This window comes from Stenotrophomonas sp. SKA14 (assembly GCF_000158575.1).
GTDB lineage: Bacteria > Pseudomonadota > Gammaproteobacteria > Xanthomonadales > Xanthomonadaceae > Stenotrophomonas > Stenotrophomonas forensis.
Genome location: NZ_DS999412.1, coordinates 4504855 through 4523023 on the forward strand (window position 1 = coordinate 4504855; position 18169 = coordinate 4523023).

The window sequence follows — 18169 nt, forward strand, 5'->3', positions numbered from 1 at the left end:
AGCGGCGCGGCGGCGGACCGCCGCGCCGGCATGGATCAGTTGTCTTCCAGTTCCATGTTGATGGCCAGCGAGCGGATTTCCTTCACGAGCACGTTGAAGGATTCCGGCATGCCCGCGACCATCTCGTGCTCACCGTCGACGATGTTCTTGTACATCTGGTTGCGGCCCTGCACGTCATCGGACTTCACCGTCAGCATTTCCTGCAGGGTGTAGGCCGCGCCGTAGGCTTCCAGCGCCCAGACTTCCATTTCACCGAAGCGCTGGCCGCCGAACTGCGCCTTGCCGCCCAGCGGCTGCTGGGTGACGAGCGAGTACGGACCGGTCGAACGGGCGTGCATCTTGTCGTCGACCAGGTGGTTCAGCTTCAGGTAGTGCATGTAACCGACGGTGGTGTGGCGATCGAAGGCTTCACCGGTGCGACCGTCGTACAGCTGGGTCTGGCCACTGCTCGGCAGGTCGGCCAGTTCCAGCATGCGCTTGATTTCCGCTTCGGTGGCGCCGTCGAAGACCGGGGTGGCCATCGGCACGCCGTCGGTCAGGTTGCGGGCCAGGCGCAGCAGTTCCTCGTCGCTGAACTGCGACAGGTCGACACGGTTGGCCACGTTGGTGTCATCGTGGTTGTAGATGTCGTCCAGGAACTTGCGCAGGTCGGCAACGGCCGCCTGGGCCTCCATCATCGCCTGGATCTTGCGACCCAGGCCCTTGGCGGCCCAGCCCAGGTGCACTTCCAGGATCTGGCCGATGTTCATACGCGACGGCACGCCCAGCGGGTTCAGCACGATGTCCACGGTTTCGCCCGAGGCCATGTACGGCATGTCCTCGACCGGCACCACGTTGGAGACCACACCCTTGTTGCCGTGGCGGCCTGCCATCTTGTCGCCCGGCTGGATGCGGCGCTTCACGGCCAGGAACACCTTGACCATCTTCAGCACGCCCGGCGCGAGGTCGTCACCGGCAGTGATCTTGCCGCGCTTGTCGGCGAAGCGGCGCTCGAATTCCTTCTCGTGCGCCTGGATCTGCTTCTGCGCGCGTTCGATGGCTTCCGAGGCGTCCTCGTCCTTCATGCGCAGGGCGAACCAGTCAGCCTTCTTCAGGCCGTCCAGGAACGCGTCGCTGATGACGTCGCCCTTCTTCAGGCCCGCGCCACCGTTGACCACCTTGCCCACGATCTGCGAACGCAGACGCATGTAGATGGCGGCTTCCAGGATGCGGAACTGGTCGTCGAAGTCCTTCTTGACGCGCTTGATTTCAGACTCTTCGATCTGGCGGGCGCGCTTGTCCTTCTCGATGCCGTCGCGGGTGAAGACCTGCACGTCGATGACGGTGCCGTCCATGCCCGGCGGAACGCGCAGCGAGCTGTCCTTAACGTCCGAAGCCTTCTCGCCAAAGATCGCGCGCAGCAGCTTCTCTTCCGGGGTCAGCTGGCTTTCGCCCTTCGGGGTGACCTTGCCGACCATGATGTCGCCGGCGCGGACTTCGGCACCGATGTACACCACGCCGCTCTCGTCCAGGCGGTTCAGCGCCTGCTCGGAAACGTTCGGGATGTCGGCGGAGATTTCCTCCGGCCCCAGCTTGGTATCACGCGCAACGCAGGTCAGTTCTTCGATGTGGATCGTGGTGTAGCGATCCTCTTCCACCACGCGCTCGGAGAGCAGGATGGAGTCTTCGAAGTTGTAGCCGTTCCACGGCATGAACGCGATCAGCATGTTCTGGCCCAGGGCCAGTTCGCCGATGTCGGTGGACGGACCGTCGGCCAGCACGTCGCCGCGGGCGATGACGTCACCCACCTGGACCAGCGGACGCTGGTTGATGCAGGTGTTCTGGTTCGAACGGGTGTACTTGACCAGGTTGTAGATGTCCACGCCTGCGTCGGTGGCGCCAACGATCTCTTCCTCGTTGACCTTGACCACGATGCGGGCGGCGTCGATCTGCACGATCTCGCCACCACGGCGGGCGTTCACGGTCACGCCCGAGTCACGCGCCACGGCGCGCTCGATGCCGGTACCGACCAGCGGCTTCTGCGCACGCAGGGTCGGCACGGCCTGACGCTGCATGTTGGCGCCCATCAGTGCACGGTTCGCGTCATCGTGCTCCAGGAACGGAACCAGCGCGGCCGCGATCGACACGGTCTGCATCGGCGAGACGTCCATGAAGTGGACTTCCGCCGGCGGCTTCAGCAGCGATTCGCCCTGGAAGCGGCACGGCACGAACTGCTCGGTCAGCACGCTGTCGGCATTGGTCAGCGCGTTGGCCTGCGCAATGACGTACTCGTTTTCTTCGATGGCCGACAGGAACTCGACTTCGTCATAGACCTTGCCGTCCACGACCTTGCGGTACGGGGTCTCAAGGAAACCGTACTGGTTGGTGCGGGCGTACACGGCCAGCGAGTTGATCAGGCCGATGTTCGGGCCTTCCGGCGTTTCAATGGTGCAGACGCGGCCGTAATGGGTCGGGTGCACGTCGCGCACTTCGAAGCCGGCGCGCTCACGGGTCAGGCCGCCCGGGCCCAGGGCCGAGACGCGACGCTTGTGCGTGACTTCCGACAGCGGGTTGTTCTGGTCCATGAACTGCGAAAGCTGCGAGGAGCCGAAGAACTCCTTGATGGCAGCGGCGACCGGCTTGGCGTTGATCAGTTCCTGCGGGGTCAGGCCTTCCGACTCGGCCATCGACAGGCGCTCCTTGACCGCGCGCTCGACGCGGACCAGGCCCACGCGGAACACGTTCTCGGCCATTTCGCCGACCGAACGCACGCGACGGTTGCCCAGGTGGTCGATGTCATCGACCACGCCGCGACCGTTGCGGATCTCGGTCAGGACCTTGATCACGTCCAGGATGTCGGAGCTGTCGCCGTGGGCGGCGACCAGGCGCTTGGACTCTTCGTCGTTGCGCTCGCCGTAGTACTTGCGGTCGTACAGCACGGCTTCGCCGGTGGTTTCCTTGCGGCCCACGCGACGGTTGAACTTCATGCGGCCGACCGCGGACAGGTCGTAGCGCTCAAAGGTGAAGAACAGGTTGTGGAACAGGTTCTGCGCGGCATCCTTGGTCGGCGGCTCGCCCGGACGCATCATGCGGTAGATCTCGACCAGGGCTTCCAGCTGGGTCTTGGTCGGGTCGATGCGCAGGGTGTTGGACAGGTACGGGCCACGATCCAGGTCGTTCACCCACAGGGTGCCCACGGCATCGACGCCGGCCTTGCGGAAGCTCTGCAGCTGCTCGTCGGTGATTTCGTCGTTGGCCTGGGCCAGCAGTTCGCCGGTCGAGGCATCGACCACGTCGTGCGACAGGATGCGGCCGACGATGTAGTCGTCCGGCACGGCCAGGGCAGCGATGCCCGAGGCTTCCAGCTGCTTGATGTGGCGCGCGGTGATGCGCTTGCCGGCTTCCACGATGACCTTGTCGCCGTCGGCGAGGTCGAAGCCCAGGGTTTCGCCGCGCAGGCGCTCCGGCACCAGCTCCAGCTGGACGCCTTCATCCGGGTTGATGTGGAAGGTGTTGATCTCGAAGAACTCGGCCAGCATCTCTTCGTTGCTGTAGCCAAGCGCGCGCAGCAGGATCGACACCGGCAGCTTGCGGCGGCGGTCGATACGGGTGAACAGCGCGTCCTTCGGGTCGAACTCGAAGTCCAGCCAGGAACCGCGGTAAGGAATGATGCGGGCGCTGTACAGCAGCTTGCCCGAGCTGTGGGTCTTGCCACGATCGTGGTCGAAGAACACGCCCGGCGAGCGGTGCAGCTGCGAGACGATGACGCGCTCGGTGCCGTTGACGATGAAGGTGCCGTTCTCGGTCATCAGCGGGATTTCGCCCAGATAGACCTCCTGCTCCTTCACGTACTTGATGGCCTTGGTCGACGACTCACGGTCGTAGATCACCAGGCGCACGGTCACGCGCAGCGGGGCGCCGTAGCTCATGCCACGCTGGCGGCACTCACGCTCGTCGAAGACCGGCTCGCCCAGCTTGTAGCCGACGTATTCCAGGGCGGCATTGCCGCTGTAGCTGGCGATCGGGAAGACCGACTTCAGCGCAGCGTGCAGGCCGTGGTCCGTGCGCTTGGCCGGATCGACGTTTTCCTGCAGGAATTCACGATAGGAATCCACCTGGATGGCGAGCAGGAACGGCACTTCGAGAATCGAGCGCTGCTTGCCGAAATCCTTGCGGATACGCTTTTTTTCGGTGAACGAATAGGACGTCATGAGGTCTTCCACCTTGTTGTGCGGGCCGTGCGTCCACGACCCTGAAGGGAACTTGAAATTGTCAGTTGGAAGTCGCTGGTATTGCCGGCACCAGCACGCCTTCTCCCGCTACTTCCAACTGCCAACTCGTCTGCATCCACTCCCCCGCCGCCGCGCCGCGCGCTGGCCTGCCGGGGTTTGACCGCAGCCCGTGTTGGGCTTTTTGCCGCAGTTACAACCTGTATTGCATGAAACGACCAAAGGCCGGGGGCTTACGCCCCCAGCCTTGGCTGCATCGCCGTGAATCGATGACGATGCAAAGGAAGTGCTTACTTGACTTCGACAGTCGCGCCAGCAGCTTCCAGGTCCTTCTTCATCTTCTCGGCTTCGTCCTTCGAAGCGTTGTCCTTCAGGACGCCGCCGGCTTCGGCCAGGTCCTTCGCTTCCTTCAGGCCCAGGCCGGTGATGGCGCGGACGGCCTTGATGACTTCGACCTTCTTGTCGCCGGCCGACTTCAGGGTGACGACGAACTCGGTCTGCTCTTCAACAGCAGCGGCCGGGCCAGCGGCAGCAGCCACGGCAACCGGAGCGGCGGCGGAGACGCCGAACTTTTCTTCGATGGCCTTGACCAGCTCCATCACTTCCATCAGGGACTTCTCGGCGATGGCGTCGACGATCTGTTCGTTGGTAAGGGACATGATTAATACCTTTGGATGATTTTCTGGGTTGAGGTTCCGTCAGGAACCACGGTAAGTCGAAACTCAGGCGGTCTCGGCGGCCGGCTCGGCAGCGTCGGCGGCGACATCGCCACCACCCTGCTTCTCGCCAACGGCCTTGATGGCGCGGGCAAACATCGTGACCGGCTCGGTCAGGACGCGGGCCAGCATGGCCAGGGCCTGATCGCGGGTCGGCAGCGAGGCCAGCACGTCGACGTGGCTTGCCGGGAACACTTCGCCACCGATGGCGACGACCTTAGCCTTCAGCTTGTCGTTGCCCTTGGCGGCTTCCTTGATCAGGCGACCGGCAGCGCCGGGCTCCTCGAGCGAGAACGCGTACAGCAGCGGACCAACCATCTGGTCCTGGGCGACTGCGAACTCGGTGCCTTCAACGGCGCGCGAAGCCAGGGTGTTCTTGACAACCTTCAAGAAAACACCGGTTTCACGAGCCTGCTTGCGCATCGCGGTCATCTGGGCGACCGTGGTGCCAGCGTATTCGGCTGCGATCAAGGAGTGGGCCTTGGCGGCGACGTCTGCCAGCTCGGCGACTACTTCTTGCTTCTGGGACAGATTGAGAGCCATTGCACTCCTCCTATTGAACTCCGCTTACGGCTCCTGCCGTGTGCGGTCCTGTGCGGCATCCGTCCTGGACGCCGGGAACATCGGGATGATGTTCCGGGGGGTGGGCCGTTCCAGACCTGGAGGCAATCAGGGAAATCCCAGACATGCGTGAACCAGAAAAACTCCAGAAGGGCACCATCTACGCAGGGTGATTCCGGGGAATCGATTAAGCGCTCATGACTGCTCCGGCGGCGACTCCTTGCCAGATCGAGCTTCCGTGCCCGTCGCCGGTATTGCCACGACCGCGCCTGCGGTCTTTGACGGCTACCGCGGGCGATGCACTGCCAGCGATGCCTTCAAATGTCACGGTCACGGCACCCAGGGCACCGTGACCGCTTCAAACAATTACTTCAGGGTCAGCGACGACTGGTCGACGGTGACGCCCGGGCCCATCGTCGAGCTGACCGAAACCTTCTGCAGGTAGGTGCCCTTCGAGGTAGCCGGCTTGGCCTTGATCAGGTCCAGCAGCAGCGCGGTCAGGTTCGACTTCAGCGCGTCTTCGGCGAAGTCGGCCTTGCCGATGGTGCAGTGGATGATGCCGGCCTTGTCGGTGCGGTAACGGACCTGACCCGACTTGGCGTTCTTCACGGCTTCACCCGGGTTCGGGGAAACGGTGCCGACCTTCGGGTTCGGCATCAGGCCGCGCGGGCCCAGCACGGTGCCCAGCTTACCGACGACGCGCATGGCGTCCGGGGTCGCGATGACGACGTCGTAGTTCAGATCGCCGGCCTGCATCTTCTCGGCCAGGTCATCCATACCGACGGCTTCGGCGCCAGCGGCCAGGGCTTCGTCAGCCTTGGCACCGGCCGGAGCGAACACGGCGACGCGGACCGACTTGCCGGTACCGGCCGGCAGCACGGTGGAGCCACGGACCTGCTGGTCGGACTTCTTCGCATCGACGCCCAGGCGCACGGCAACGTCGATCGACTCGACGAACTTGGCCTTGGTGGCGCTCTTCAGGATGTTGATCGCGTCCTCGAAGGCGTATGCCTTGCCCGGAACGACGGCGGCCTTGATGGCCTTCTCACGCTTGGTCTGTGCCATCTTATTAACCCTCCACCACGAGGCCCATGGAACGGGCAGAGCCAGCGATGGTACGCACGGCGGCGTCCAGGTCGGCGGCAGTCAGATCCGGTTCCTTCGCCTTGGCGATCTCTTCCAGCTGCTTACGGGTGACCTTGCCGACCTTCTCGGTGTTCGGGCGCTTGGAGCCCGACGAGATGCCAGCGGCCTTCTTCAGCAGGGTGGTAGCCGGGGTGCTCTTGGTGATGAAGGTGAACGTACGGTCCGAGTAGGCCGTGATGATCACCGGAACCGGCAGACCCGGCTCGAGCTTCTGCGTGGCAGCGTTGAACGCCTTGCAGAATTCCATGATGTTCAGACCACGCTGACCCAGCGCAGGACCGACCGGCGGCGAAGGGTTGGCCTGACCGGCCTTCACCTGCAGCTTGATGTAACCGACAACTTTCTTTGCCATGTGAGTGCTCTCCGGGTGCTAGCGCCTTTCGACAACAGGCTCCCCATCGGACCGGGAATCACGCGTCCCGGCATCGCGTTTTGAAATCATGCCGAAGGCCACCTTGCGGTGGCCTCGTCCTGCTGGCTTCCCAGCGGGGAGCCGCGCACTATATCAGGTTTTTTCTTCACATGCCTGAAGCGGCACGTAAACGGAAGAAACCGGGCCAAGCCCGGTTTCCATCTGCAGAGTCGACCCTACTCGACTGAACGGAAAGTCGAGCAAGCTCGACTCTACATGTCAGGTCAGACGGCCTTCTCGACCTGGCCGAACTCGAGCTCGACCGGGGTGGCACGACCGAAGATCAGCACCGAGACGCGCAGACGGCTCTTCTCGTAATTGACTTCTTCGACGACGCCATTGAAATCGTTGAACGGGCCATCGGTAACGCGGACCATCTGGCCCGGTTCGAACAGCACCTTCGGACGCGGCTTCTCGACACCTTCCTGAACGCGGTTCAGGATGGCTTCGGCCTCGGAATCGGCGATCGGCAGCGGACGATCGGCGGTACCGCCGATGAAGCCCATCACGCGCGGGGTCTCCTTGACCAGGTGCCAGCTTTCGTTGTCGATGCGCGGAATACCGGCTTCTTCGTGGGTCTCGATCTGGACCAGCACGTAACCCGGGAAGAACTTGCGCTCGGAACGGCGCTTCTGGCCAGCGCGCATCTCGACCACTTCTTCGGTCGGGACCAGGACGTCGCCGAAGCGCTCTTCCATGCCGTCACGGACGATGCGATCGCGCAGAGCCTGCGCCACCGACTTCTCGAAGCCCGAATAGGCGTGAACGACGTACCAACGCTTCATGCAATTCTCCTTAGCGGCTCAGGAACCACTGAGTCAGTTTCTGGATCAGGAAGTCGAAGCCACCCAGCAGCAGGCTGAGGATGAGCACCACGACGATCACGACCCACGTCATGCGGATGGCTTCCTGGCGCGTCGGCCAGACCACCTTGCGCAGTTCGAAGCGCGACTCGGAGAGGAATTCGCGGGTGTCGCGCCCCTTGCCGGTCAGCATGAACACGCCGATACCGCCAACCAGACCGACCACGACCGCCAACGCACGCAGCTGACCCGCCCACGCACCCAGCTGGGCGGCGCGACCGGAGTCGGCGGAGAACCAGAACCAGACGAACAGACCGGCCAGCACCAGCAGCGATGCGGCGACATACTTGACGATATCTCCACCGTGGGCGGAGTTGTCCTTGGAGTGTTCGATCTTGCTATTCATCCGGCTGTGTCTGCTTTAGCGGCCCAGGCCGCTGGATAAGGTGGGCAGATGGCACGCCAGGAGGGACTCGAACCCCCAACCTGCGGTTTTGGAGACCGCTGCTCTGCCAATTGAGCTACTGGCGTACGTTTAAAACTTGCCTTCCCTTAGACGGCGAAGGCGGACCGAGGTTCCCGGCCCGCCATTCGCGTAACCGGCGGCGCTATGCAACCACCGGTACTGCAGGCTTACTCGATGATCTTCGAGACCACGCCGGCGCCGACGGTACGGCCGCCTTCGCGGATGGCGAAGCGCAGGCCTTCGTCCATTGCCACCGGGTTGATCAGGGTGACGACCATCTTGACGTTGTCACCCGGCATCACCATTTCGACGCCTTCCGGCAGTGCAGCTGCGCCGGTGATGTCGGTGGTGCGGAAGTAGAACTGCGGACGGTAGCCGTTGAAGAACGGGGTGTGGCGACCGCCTTCGTCCTTCGACAGGACGTACACTTCGCCTTCGAACTTGGTGTGCGGCTTGATCGAACCCGGCTTGGCCAGGACCTGGCCACGCTCGACGTCGTCACGCTTGGTGCCGCGCAGCAGCAGGCCAGCGTTGTCGCCTGCCTGACCCTGGTCCAGCAGCTTGCGGAACATTTCAACGCCGGTCACGGTGGTCTTCTGCACCGGACGGATGCCGACGATTTCGATTTCGTCGCCAACCTTGATCACGCCGCGCTCGATACGACCGGTCACCACGGTGCCGCGGCCCGAGATCGAGAACACGTCTTCCACCGGCATCAGGAACGGCTTGTCGATTGCGCGCTCCGGCTCCGGGATCCAGCTGTCCAGGGCGTCGACCAGCTTCAGGATGGCCGGCACGCCGATGTCGCTCTGGTCGCCTTCCAGCGCCAGACGGGCCGAACCGGCGATGATCGGGGTGTCGTCGCCCGGGAAGTCGTACTTGCTCAGCAGCTCGCGCACTTCCATCTCGACCAGCTCGAGCAGCTCGGCGTCGTCGACCATGTCGGCCTTGTTCAGGAACACGACGATGTACGGCACGCCGACCTGACGCGACAGCAGGATGTGCTCGCGGGTCTGCGGCATCGGGCCGTCAGCGGCCGAGCACACCAGGATCGCGCCGTCCATCTGGGCGGCACCGGTGATCATGTTCTTGACGTAGTCAGCGTGGCCCGGGCAATCGACGTGGGCGTAGTGACGGACCGGGGATTCGTATTCGACGTGCGCGGTCGAGATCGTGATGCCACGAGCCTTTTCTTCCGGCGCGGCGTCGATCGAGGAGTAGTCCTTGAACTCGCCACCGAAGCGCTCGGCACCGATCTTGGTCAGTGCGGCGGTCAGCGTGGTCTTGCCGTGGTCGACGTGACCGATGGTGCCGACATTGACGTGCGGCTTGGTGCGCTCGAACTTACCCTTGGCCATGGCTGCTTATCTCGAATTCGTCTGAGAGGTGATGCTTAAGATGGTGCTCACGAAAGGAATCGAACCTTCGACCTCTTCCTTACCAAGGAAGTGCTCTACCGACTGAGCTACGTGAGCCGAGTTTTGCATTATGACATGAACTCGATAATATTCAAAGTTCATTCAATGGAGCGGGAGACGGGAATCGAACCCGCACCATCAGCTTGGAAGGCTGAGGTTCTACCATTGAACTACTCCCGCGCCGGGAATGTCACAACGTGAAACTGGTGGAGGGAGGTGGATTCGAACCACCGAAGGCGTAAGCCAGCAGATTTACAGTCTGCCCCCGTTGGCCGCTTGGGTATCCCTCCTTACCACCCCATTCCGTTGCCGCCGAAGCGTTGCGGTGTGTGGTGGTGAGCCGCTTATTCTGCTGATGGGACGGGGGCCTGTCAACGCTTTTTTCCATCTTTTTCACACGTTGTCGCAAACCCATTGATACGCAAGGTTATTGCCCTGGGACCGGCAGGGTCTCGCTGGCGAAAATTGCGACATGGGGTACGCCGTCGGCGCCGATCCAGCCCCGATACATGCCCTGGGTGTTGAACGGCGTGGCCATTTTTCCGTCTGCGGCCAGCACGATTGCGCCACCATCGCCGCCCATCTGCGGAATGGTCTCGTTGATCACACCCTTGCCGGCCTGCTCCGGTGTCTGCCCCTGGTAGCGCATGCGTGCGCAGATCTCGTGCGCGGCGGCGGTGCGGATGTAGTACTCGCCCCAGCCGGTGCCCGACACCGCGCAACGGGCATCGGCCCAGGTGCCGGCACCGATGATCGGCGAGTCGCCCACGCGTCCGTAGCGCTTGTTGGTCATGCCGCCGGTGGAGGTGCCGGCGGCCAGATGCCCCTGCGCGTCAAGCGCGACCGCGCCCACGGTTCCAAAGTGCTTCGCGGTCTCCAGGTCGGCATGCGCCTGGCCGCTGGCCTCTTCCTTCAAGGCGCGCTGCAGCTGCTGCCAGCGCTTGTCGGTGCGGAAGTACGACGGATCGACCAGGGTCATGCCCTGCTCCACCGCAAAGGCTTCGGCGCCCTGCCCGACCATCATCACGTGCCTGGACTTCTGCATCACGGTCTGCGCCAGCTGGATCGGGTTGCGCACCCGCTGCACACCGGCCACAGCCCCTGCCGCCTGGCTTGTGCCATCCATCACCGCTGCGTCCAGCTCGTTGTGGCCGTCATGGGTGAACACCGCGCCCTTGCCGGCGTTGAAGGTCGGATCATCCTCCAGCACGGTGATCGCCGCGGTGACCGCGGCCAGTGCCGGGCGCCCGGCCGCCAGTTCGGCGTGCCCCTTCAGCAGCGCGGCACGCAGCGCTTCGCGCGCTGCCTTCTCTTCGGCCGGCGACAGGTCCTTGCGCTCGACACCAGCGCCGCCATGGATGACCAGCAGCGGCGAAGTGGCCGGTGCAGCCTGGGCAAGCAGGGGCAGGGACAGCAGCGCGGACAGCGCCAAACGCAGTTTCATCGGGTACATCTCCAGCAGGACGAATGAATGGATTGGCCAGCGGCCGGCACGAGCGGAAAGGAGCATCATTGGCGCACGACGTCGATCTCTCCATCGCTGACGTCGGCGACGGCCTGGTAGTCGGCCTCGGCCTCGAAGTCATCCAGCCGCATGCGGCTGCCACTGGCAACCACCGTCACCGGCACGGCATGGAACCGCAGCGGCTCGCCCTCGACCAGGCGGTCGGCGTCACGCCCGGGGCTGACCACCCACACCTTGCCCTCGCCGTCGGCGCTGTAGACCTGGGCCTGGCCATCCGGCTCCACGCACAACGCCGTGTCCTCGTCGACGCCGATACCGACGATGTCGGGGTCGCCACTGTCCTGCGCGGCACGGGCCACGAACACGATGAGGCGGCCAAGGCGGTCGCGCTTGTCGAAGTGGGTGTCGGTGACCACCCGCTGCAGGTAGGGCATCTGCAGGAAGCCACTGTCCATGGTGACCGCGCTGCCCATCGGGTCGGCCAACGCACCGGCGGAGCTGATGCTGCCTCCGTCCAACGCGCCATAGGCATAGCCGCCAAGGATGGCCAGGCCTGCACTGGTACCGGCGATCGGCTTGCCGGCGCGTACGTGGGCGTTGAGCGCGCGGTTGAGCGCGGTGCCCTTCCAGAAGCGGATGTAGCGCGACTGGTCACCGCCGGCGATGAAGATGGCATCGGCCGCTGCAACCACCCGCAGCACGGCCGGATCGTCGGCGCCGCGGCGGCTGTCGAAGACCAGGGTCTGCACCGCGGTGGTACCGCCGATTTCCCGATACAGGCGGTCCTGCAGTTCGTCGCGGCCGGAGGCACGCAGAATCAACACGCGGCCGTTGCCGGCCTGCCTGAGCCACCACTGGAATGCCTCCGGCACCCATTCGCCGCCGCCCATCAGCATCATCGCCGGCGCGCGCGGTCCGGGCCTCGGCGCCTCCAGGTCCCCCACTTCGTAGTAGGCGAAGCCGGGGCTCTGCAGATCCTGCGCTGAGGTTGCGAGCGGCCACGCCAGAACCAGGCAGACCAGCCAGACGAGGGGCCCTCGCAGGGCACTGAGGAGGCGTCGCATCTTGATCTCCCTGAACAAAATCGACTTGCAAGCGTTTTCACTCTTTGCCAGATAGAAAGCCAGTAGTCAAGGACATAAAAAAGGCGTTAAATGCGCGCGCCCATTCCGGAAATCTGAATGGGGGACAGGGCCCCTCCTCTGCGGGCCGGCTTCATTTTCGAGAATTCCTCATGCGTAGAAAGGCGATGGCGTGGTCGATCCAGCTGGCGTTGATGGGCGTGGCTGCTTCCGCGGCGGCCCAGGCACCGGCTTCCTCTTCGGTTCAACAACTGGATGCGGTGCAGGTCACCGGTTCGCGCATTCCGCGCGCCCAGGTGGAAGGTCCCGCCCCGATCACGGTGATCAGCGCCGAGCAGATCCGTTCCAGCGGCTTCACCACCGTGCCGGACGTGCTGCGGTCGATGACCCAGAACGGCGGTGAGACCCAGAGCCAGCAATCGTCCAGCGGCGCCGACTTCTCGCCGGGCGCCCAGCAGGTGGACCTGCGCGGCCTGGGCCCGAACCACACGCTGGTGCTGGTCAATGGCCGTCGCATCGCCGACTTCCCGATGCCGTTCAAGGGCCGCAGCAACTTCACCGACGTCTCCAACATTCCGCTGGGCATGATCGAGCGCATCGAAGTGCTGACCGGCAGCGCCTCGGCGATCTACGGCTCCGACGCGATCGCCGGCGTGGTCAACTTCATCCTGAAGAAGAAGGCCGACGGCACCACGATCGACATGCGCATGGGCACCACCAGCGAGGGCGGTGGCGAGTCGTTCGACATGAGCCTGGCCAGCGGCTTCAGCCGCGGCAACTTCAACGCCGTGTACAGCGTTGAGCTGCAATCGCAGACCCCGCTGTGGGCCTATGAGCGCGACATCCAGGATTCGACCCAGGACGGCCCCACCGAGGGCTCGCGCATCGCGCGCCGCGCCTACCTGCGCACCGACTACAACGACGACTACCTGGACCCGGGCGCCGCTACCTGCGAGGCGTTGGCCGGGCAGAACCAGGGCAGCACCTACCGCGCCTTCCGCCCGAAGTACGGCTACTACTGTGGCAGCGACGCGTCGATCGGCTACGGCACCATCCTCAGCAAGCGCCGCGGCGCCAACGGCTACGCCTCGCTGAGCTACGACTTCAACAACGGCCAGCAGTGGTTCGCCGACGTGCAGCTGGGTTACCACACGATGTCGCTGATGCGCGACGTCACCAAGTGGGGCCGAATGGATGCCAACGGTGACGAGTCGGGCTACTTCAACAACCAGGCCACCGGCGAAATCGAATTCTGGCAGCGCCAGTTCTCGCCCGAGGAAATGGGCGGCCTGCGCAATGCGATGGTGCGCAGTACGCAGAAGACCTTCAGCGTGACCACCGGCTTCAAGGGCAACCTGGCCGGCAACTGGGACTACGAGGCGGCGCTGAGCCACTCCCAGTACCAGTCGCGGATCAGCTGGGCGCAGATCATCGCCTCCAAGGCCAATGACCTGTTCCTCGGCCCGCAGCTGGGGGTGGACGATGACGGCTTCCCGATCTACAACGCCGACCCGTCGCGCCTGTACCGGCCGCTGACCCGCGCCGAGTACGATTCGATTGCCGCACGCACCACGTATTCGCCGAAGTCGCGCACCGAGACGGCCGCGTTCACCGTGACCAACTCGGCGCTGTTCGGCCTGCCGGGCGGCGATGCCGGCTTCGCCGCGACCGTGGAGGTGGGCCAGCAGGCCTACGCGCTGAATCCCGATCCGCTGGCCACCCAGTACTACTACTACAGCTGGAAGGACTCGGACGGCCAGGGTTCGCGCAACCGCTGGGCCACTGCGGCCGAGCTGCGCATGCCGCTGCACGAAACGGTCAACCTGAGCGTGGCCGGTCGCTACGACCAGTACCGCTATTCGGGCCATACCATCGGCAAGGCCACCTGGAGCGGCGGCCTGGAATGGCGCCCGATCGACACCCTGCTGGTGCGTGGTTCGTATGGCACCGCGTTCCGCGCACCGGACCTGCACTACGTGTTCGCCGGCCCGGGCAACGACGAGACCAGCGCCGAAGACCTGTACACCTGCCGCCTCGAAGGCGCCAGCGACTGTTCCGACTACGAGCGCAACCTGATCCGCAGCCGCACCGGCAACCGCCAGCTCGACCCGGAAACAAGCACCTCGTGGAGTGCCGGCTTCGTCTGGTCGCCGGCGATCGGCCTGGACCTGTCGGTGGACTGGTTCGACATCGACATGCGCAAGCAGGTGCAGGACATGGACGTGCGCACGATCCTGGCCAATGAAGCGAACTGCCGCCTGGGCAGCGCCGACATCAATTCGCCGACCTGCGTGGATGCGCTCGACCGCATCACCCGTACCAGCGATGGCCGCCTGTACGGCGTGCGCGTGGCCCCGATCAACGTTGCCCGCGAGTCCACCTCCGGCATCGACGTGGGCCTGCGCTATCGCCTGCAGACCGGGATCGGCGACTTCATCCTCAACGGCACCCACACCTGGGTGAAGAAGCACGATTTCCAGCGCTATCCGGGCGACCCGACCCTGGACCAGTTCGCGGTCAACAGCGGCTTCGACATCCCGCGCACCAAGACCAGCCTGAGCGTGACCTGGGAGAAGGACGCCTGGTCGGCCACGGTCTACGGCTCGCGCCTGGGCAAGCTGCCAACCTCGGACAACTACGACCAGGTGTTCAAGTGGGACAGCGGTGACAGCCCGTACGTGAAGGCGACCTACCGCTACAACGCGTCGCTGCAGTACCGCTTCGACGACCATTCGCGCCTGTCGCTGTCGGTGGTCAACGTGTTCAACAAGATGCCGCCGAAGGACGCCACGTACACCGCGTACCCGTACTACGACGTGTCCTGGTTCGACAGCGTCGGCCGCACCATCAACCTGCAGTACACCCACAAGTTCGGTGGCAGCGCGCTGTAAGGCACGCGGCATTGCAGGACGTGGACGACAAGGCCCGCCATTGGCGGGCCTTGTTTCTTATGCACACCGCGCGTGGAAAGCGATGGGAACTTGGTGTGGACAAGTGGCCGCGAGGCTTGCAGTGCGGGCGTTTCCGGATGTGGTGATTTTTTATCCATCACCGTGATTGTTTTCCACACGGGACGTGGAGAGCGATGGGAACTTGATGTGGACAAGTGGGTGCGAGCATTGCGCAGCAGGCATTTTGAGGCGCGGCGAATTTTTGTCCACGATTCGAAAGCACTGATCGGGGTCGGAGCCCTTTCCTGCGGAAAGGGCTCCGACCCCACGGTTTTCCACATTGGGCGTGGAAAGCGGTGGGGGTTTGGTGTGGACAAGTGCGTGCGAGCCTTGCACCGCAGTCATTCCGGAGCATGGTCAATTTTTGTCCATGCCCGAAACCGATACCGGAAACGCAAACGCCCCGCACAAGGCGGGGCGTCCGGAGTCGATCCGATGCCGCTGGATCAGACGTTGAAGCGGAAGTGCAGCACGTCGCCTTCCTGCACGCGGTATTCCTTGCCTTCCAGGCGCAGGCGACCGGCTTCCTTGGCGCCGGCTTCGCCCTTGTACTTGATGAAGTCGTCATACGCGATGGTTTCAGCGCGGATGAAGCCCTTCTCGAAGTCGGTATGGATGACCGCGGCGGCCTGCGGGGCGGTGGCGCCCTTGCGCACGGTCCACGCGCGGACTTCCTTCACGCCGGCAGTGAAGTAGGTCTGCAGGCCGAGCAGGCTGTAGGCCGCGTTGATCACGCGGTTCAGGCCCGGCTCGCTCAGGCCGAGATCGGCCAGGAAGGTATCGCGGTCTTCGTCGTCGAGCTGGGACAGCTCTTCTTCGATCGCGGCCGACACCGGCACTACCTGCGCACCTTCGGCGGCGGCGTGGGCGCGCACGGCGTCCAGGTGCGGGTTGTTCTCGAAACCATCTTCCAGCACGTTGGCGATGTACATCACCGGCTTGAGGGTCAGCAGGAACAGGTCACGGACCAGCGCCTTCTCTTCCTCGTCCAGGCCGACCGAACGCCCGGACTTGCCGTCGGACAGCGCCGCCTGCAGCTTGGCCAGCACCGGCTTGCGTGCCGCCGCTTCCTTGTCGCCACCCTTGGCGGCGCGCTCGGCGCGGTTCAGCGCCTTCTCGACGCTGTCCAGGTCGGCCAGGGCCAGCTCGGTATCGATGGTTTCGATGTCCGAGATCGGATCGACCTTGTTGTTGACGTGGATGACGTCAGCGTTCTCGAAGCAGCGCACCACGTGGGTGATCGCATCGACTTCGCGGATATGCGCCAGGAACTTGTTGCCCAGGCCTTCACCGCTGGCGGCGCCGGCCACCAGGCCGGCGATGTCGACGAACTCGACCGCGGTCGGGATGACCTTCTGCGGGTTGATGATCGCCGCCAGTTCATTCAGGCGCGGGTCCGGCACCGGCACGATGCCGACGTTCGGCTCGATGGTGCAGAACGGGAAGTTCGCCGCGGCGATGCCCGCCTTGGTCAGCGCGTTGAACAGGGTCGACTTGCCGACGTTGGGCAGGCCGACGATGCCGCATTTGATACCCATGGGTGACAGCTCTCTGGGGTGAAAGTGATTGGTGAAACAGCGCGCGCGCTGCTTGGCCAATCCATCTCGATCTGGAACATCCGCCAACCAAGGTTGGCGACCACCTGGGTAAAACGTGTGCCAACCAAGGTTGGCACCTACCCAAAGCGGGTTATTTCGGGGTGTGCAGCCGCTTCATCGCTTCGCTGAAATCACCCTGTACCGCCAGCGGCATCACGTCGATGGCATCGTCGATGGCGCGAGCAATCAGCACGTCGTCGTCCTTGGACGGGCGGCCCAGCACCCAACCCACCACGCGGTCCTTGTGGCCGGGATGGCCGATGCCCACGCGCAGGCGATGGAACTTGCCGTGGCCGAGCAGGCGGATGGTGTCACGCAGGCCGTTCTGGCCACCATGGCCGCCGTCGAACTTCAGCCGCGCCACGCCGGGCGCCAGGTCCAGTTCGTCATGGGCCAGCAGGGTTTCCTCCGGCTCGATCTTCCAGAACCGCTGTGCGGCGGTGACCGACTTGCCGCTGAGGTTCATGAAGGTGGCGGGCTTGAGCAGCCACACCGTCTGCCCGGCGATCTCGACCTTGGCGGTCTCACCGAACAGCTTGCTGTCCACATTCCATCGCGCACCGGCCTTTTCAGCCAGGGCCTCAACGAAATGAAACCCGGCATTGTGCCGGGTCCGGGCGTGTTCCGATCCGGGGTTGCCCAGACCGACGATCAGTCGCAGTCCTGCCATGGTTCCTTCCAGAACGGTGCCTGCCCGGAGGCAGGCACCGTCACTGCATTACTCGGCAGCCGGAGCTTCAGCGTCGGCAGCGTCTTCCTTGCCGTGCTTGGCGGTGACGATCGCGTCGTCGTGGTCCTTGCCCAGCGCCAGGGCCGGGATTTCCACGCCCTTCGGCAGCTTGATGTTGGACAGGTACACCACGTCGCCAGCAGCCAGGTCGGCCAGGTCGACTTCGATCGACTCCGGCAGGTCCTTCGGCAGGCAGCTGATGGTCACTTCCTTCAGTTCGTGGGTGACCACGACGTCGGCAGCCTTGCCGGCCGGCGAGGTGTCTTCGTTGATGAAGTGCAGCGGGACCGAAGCGGTCAGGGCTTCGTTCTCGTTCACGCGCTGGAAGTCCAGGTGCATGATCAGCTGCTTGTACGGGTGGCGCTGCATGTCACGCAGCAGGACCTTCTGCACCTGGCCGTCCAGGTTCAGGTCCAGGATCGAGGCATAGAACCACTCGTTCTGCTGGGCCAGCCAGATTTCATTGTGGTCCAGGCTGATGGCGACCGGCTCGGCGTTGCCGCCGTACACGATGGCCGGGATCACACCGGCGTGACGCAGGCGGCGGCTCGCACCCTTACGCTGCAGTTCACGCTTGGTGACCTTGATTTCATGGGTCTTCGACATTTTCGAC

At 64.2% G+C, this 18169-nt stretch carries 14 protein-coding genes and 4 tRNA genes; 1 reads left to right on the forward strand and 17 read right to left on the reverse strand.

Annotated elements, in window-relative coordinates; all coding sequences use genetic code 11:
- Positions 1-35: 35 nt before the first annotated feature.
- From rpoB to SSKA14_RS20750, 14 genes are all read right to left on the reverse strand, one after another.
- Complete coding sequence (rpoB, locus tag SSKA14_RS20685; RefSeq protein ID WP_004154354.1) at positions 36-4190, reverse strand: DNA-directed RNA polymerase subunit beta; 4155 nt, start codon at positions 4188-4190, stop codon at positions 36-38.
- Positions 4191-4498: 308 nt separating this feature from the next.
- Positions 4499-4867 (reverse strand): 50S ribosomal protein L7/L12, encoded by a 369-nt coding sequence (gene rplL / locus SSKA14_RS20690; protein ID WP_004154353.1) that lies wholly within the window; start codon positions 4865-4867, stop codon positions 4499-4501.
- A 63-nt stretch (positions 4868-4930) separates the two neighbouring features.
- On the reverse strand, positions 4931-5467 hold the full coding sequence (gene rplJ, locus SSKA14_RS20695) for a 50S ribosomal protein L10 (protein ID WP_005408203.1): 537 nt from the start codon (positions 5465-5467) through the stop codon (positions 4931-4933).
- Between the two features lie 384 nt (positions 5468-5851).
- On the reverse strand, positions 5852-6550 hold the full coding sequence (gene rplA, locus SSKA14_RS20700) for a 50S ribosomal protein L1 (RefSeq protein ID WP_004154350.1): 699 nt from the start codon (positions 6548-6550) through the stop codon (positions 5852-5854).
- 4 nt (positions 6551-6554) lie between these two features.
- Complete coding sequence (gene rplK / locus SSKA14_RS20705; RefSeq protein ID WP_004145248.1) at positions 6555-6983, reverse strand: 50S ribosomal protein L11; 429 nt, start codon at positions 6981-6983, stop codon at positions 6555-6557.
- 284 nt (positions 6984-7267) lie between these two features.
- A complete protein-coding gene (gene nusG, locus SSKA14_RS20710) occupies positions 7268-7828 on the reverse strand; it encodes a transcription termination/antitermination protein NusG (RefSeq protein ID WP_004154362.1) in 561 nt (186 codons plus the stop codon).
- Between the two features lie 10 nt (positions 7829-7838).
- Positions 7839-8252 (reverse strand): preprotein translocase subunit SecE, encoded by a 414-nt coding sequence (secE, locus tag SSKA14_RS20715; protein ID WP_004154361.1) that lies wholly within the window; start codon positions 8250-8252, stop codon positions 7839-7841.
- 49 nt (positions 8253-8301) lie between these two features.
- Positions 8302-8377 (reverse strand) — tRNA-Trp (locus tag SSKA14_RS20720).
- Between the two features lie 102 nt (positions 8378-8479).
- On the reverse strand, positions 8480-9670 hold the full coding sequence (gene tuf, locus SSKA14_RS20725) for an elongation factor Tu (protein WP_004154360.1): 1191 nt from the start codon (positions 9668-9670) through the stop codon (positions 8480-8482).
- Positions 9671-9711: 41 nt separating this feature from the next.
- Positions 9712-9787: transfer RNA gene (locus tag SSKA14_RS20730), tRNA-Thr, on the reverse strand.
- Positions 9788-9836: 49 nt separating this feature from the next.
- Positions 9837-9910, reverse strand: a tRNA-Gly gene (locus SSKA14_RS20735).
- A 24-nt stretch (positions 9911-9934) separates the two neighbouring features.
- Positions 9935-10020: transfer RNA gene (locus SSKA14_RS20740), tRNA-Tyr, on the reverse strand.
- Positions 10021-10157: 137 nt separating this feature from the next.
- Entirely contained in the window at positions 10158-11174 is a 1017-nt protein-coding gene (locus SSKA14_RS20745) for an isoaspartyl peptidase/L-asparaginase (RefSeq protein ID WP_040009887.1), read from the reverse strand.
- A gap of 65 nt (positions 11175-11239) precedes the next feature.
- A complete protein-coding gene (locus SSKA14_RS20750; RefSeq protein WP_040009889.1) occupies positions 11240-12259 on the reverse strand; it encodes a cyanophycinase in 1020 nt (339 codons plus the stop codon).
- Positions 12260-12429: 170 nt separating this feature from the next.
- Here SSKA14_RS20750 and SSKA14_RS20755 point away from each other — a divergent pair, with 170 nt between their 5' ends.
- Positions 12430-15168, forward strand: coding sequence for a TonB-dependent receptor (locus tag SSKA14_RS20755; RefSeq protein ID WP_008264961.1), 2739 nt, complete (start codon positions 12430-12432; stop codon positions 15166-15168).
- 506 nt (positions 15169-15674) lie between these two features.
- On the opposite strand, the gene ychF is transcribed toward SSKA14_RS20755, so the two are convergent.
- The 3 genes from ychF to SSKA14_RS20770 form a co-directional block, all read right to left on the reverse strand.
- On the reverse strand, positions 15675-16766 hold the full coding sequence (gene ychF, locus SSKA14_RS20760) for a redox-regulated ATPase YchF (protein ID WP_008264918.1): 1092 nt from the start codon (positions 16764-16766) through the stop codon (positions 15675-15677).
- A gap of 151 nt (positions 16767-16917) precedes the next feature.
- On the reverse strand, positions 16918-17496 hold the full coding sequence (gene pth, locus SSKA14_RS20765) for an aminoacyl-tRNA hydrolase (protein ID WP_008268208.1): 579 nt from the start codon (positions 17494-17496) through the stop codon (positions 16918-16920).
- 48 nt (positions 17497-17544) lie between these two features.
- On the reverse strand, positions 17545-18162 hold the full coding sequence (locus tag SSKA14_RS20770; protein ID WP_008268775.1) for a 50S ribosomal protein L25/general stress protein Ctc: 618 nt from the start codon (positions 18160-18162) through the stop codon (positions 17545-17547).
- Positions 18163-18169 lie beyond the last annotated feature (7 nt).

Coding starts and splice junctions, on each gene's coding strand:
- rplA (WP_004154350.1), bottom strand. CDS start 6,550: ATGGCACAGACCAAGCGTGAGAAGGCCATCAAGGCCGCCGTCGTTCCG.
- rpoB (WP_004154354.1), bottom strand. CDS start 4,190: ATGACGTCCTATTCGTTCACCGAAAAAAAGCGTATCCGCAAGGATTTC.
- rplL (WP_004154353.1), bottom strand. CDS start 4,867: ATGTCCCTTACCAACGAACAGATCGTCGACGCCATCGCCGAGAAGTCC.
- ychF (WP_008264918.1), bottom strand. CDS start 16,766: ATGGGTATCAAATGCGGCATCGTCGGCCTGCCCAACGTCGGCAAGTCG.
- nusG (WP_004154362.1), bottom strand. CDS start 7,828: ATGAAGCGTTGGTACGTCGTTCACGCCTATTCGGGCTTCGAGAAGTCG.
- SSKA14_RS20770 (WP_008268775.1), bottom strand. CDS start 18,162: ATGTCGAAGACCCATGAAATCAAGGTCACCAAGCGTGAACTGCAGCGT.
- rplK (WP_004145248.1), bottom strand. CDS start 6,983: ATGGCAAAGAAAGTTGTCGGTTACATCAAGCTGCAGGTGAAGGCCGGT.
- secE (WP_004154361.1), bottom strand. CDS start 8,252: ATGAATAGCAAGATCGAACACTCCAAGGACAACTCCGCCCACGGTGGA.
- SSKA14_RS20745 (WP_040009887.1), bottom strand. CDS start 11,174: ATGAAACTGCGTTTGGCGCTGTCCGCGCTGCTGTCCCTGCCCCTGCTT.
- rplJ (WP_005408203.1), bottom strand. CDS start 5,467: ATGGCTCTCAATCTGTCCCAGAAGCAAGAAGTAGTCGCCGAGCTGGCA.
- SSKA14_RS20750 (WP_040009889.1), bottom strand. CDS start 12,259: ATGCGACGCCTCCTCAGTGCCCTGCGAGGGCCCCTCGTCTGGCTGGTC.
- SSKA14_RS20755 (WP_008264961.1), top strand. CDS start 12,430: ATGCGTAGAAAGGCGATGGCGTGGTCGATCCAGCTGGCGTTGATGGGC.
- pth (WP_008268208.1), bottom strand. CDS start 17,496: ATGGCAGGACTGCGACTGATCGTCGGTCTGGGCAACCCCGGATCGGAA.
- tuf (WP_004154360.1), bottom strand. CDS start 9,670: ATGGCCAAGGGTAAGTTCGAGCGCACCAAGCCGCACGTCAATGTCGGC.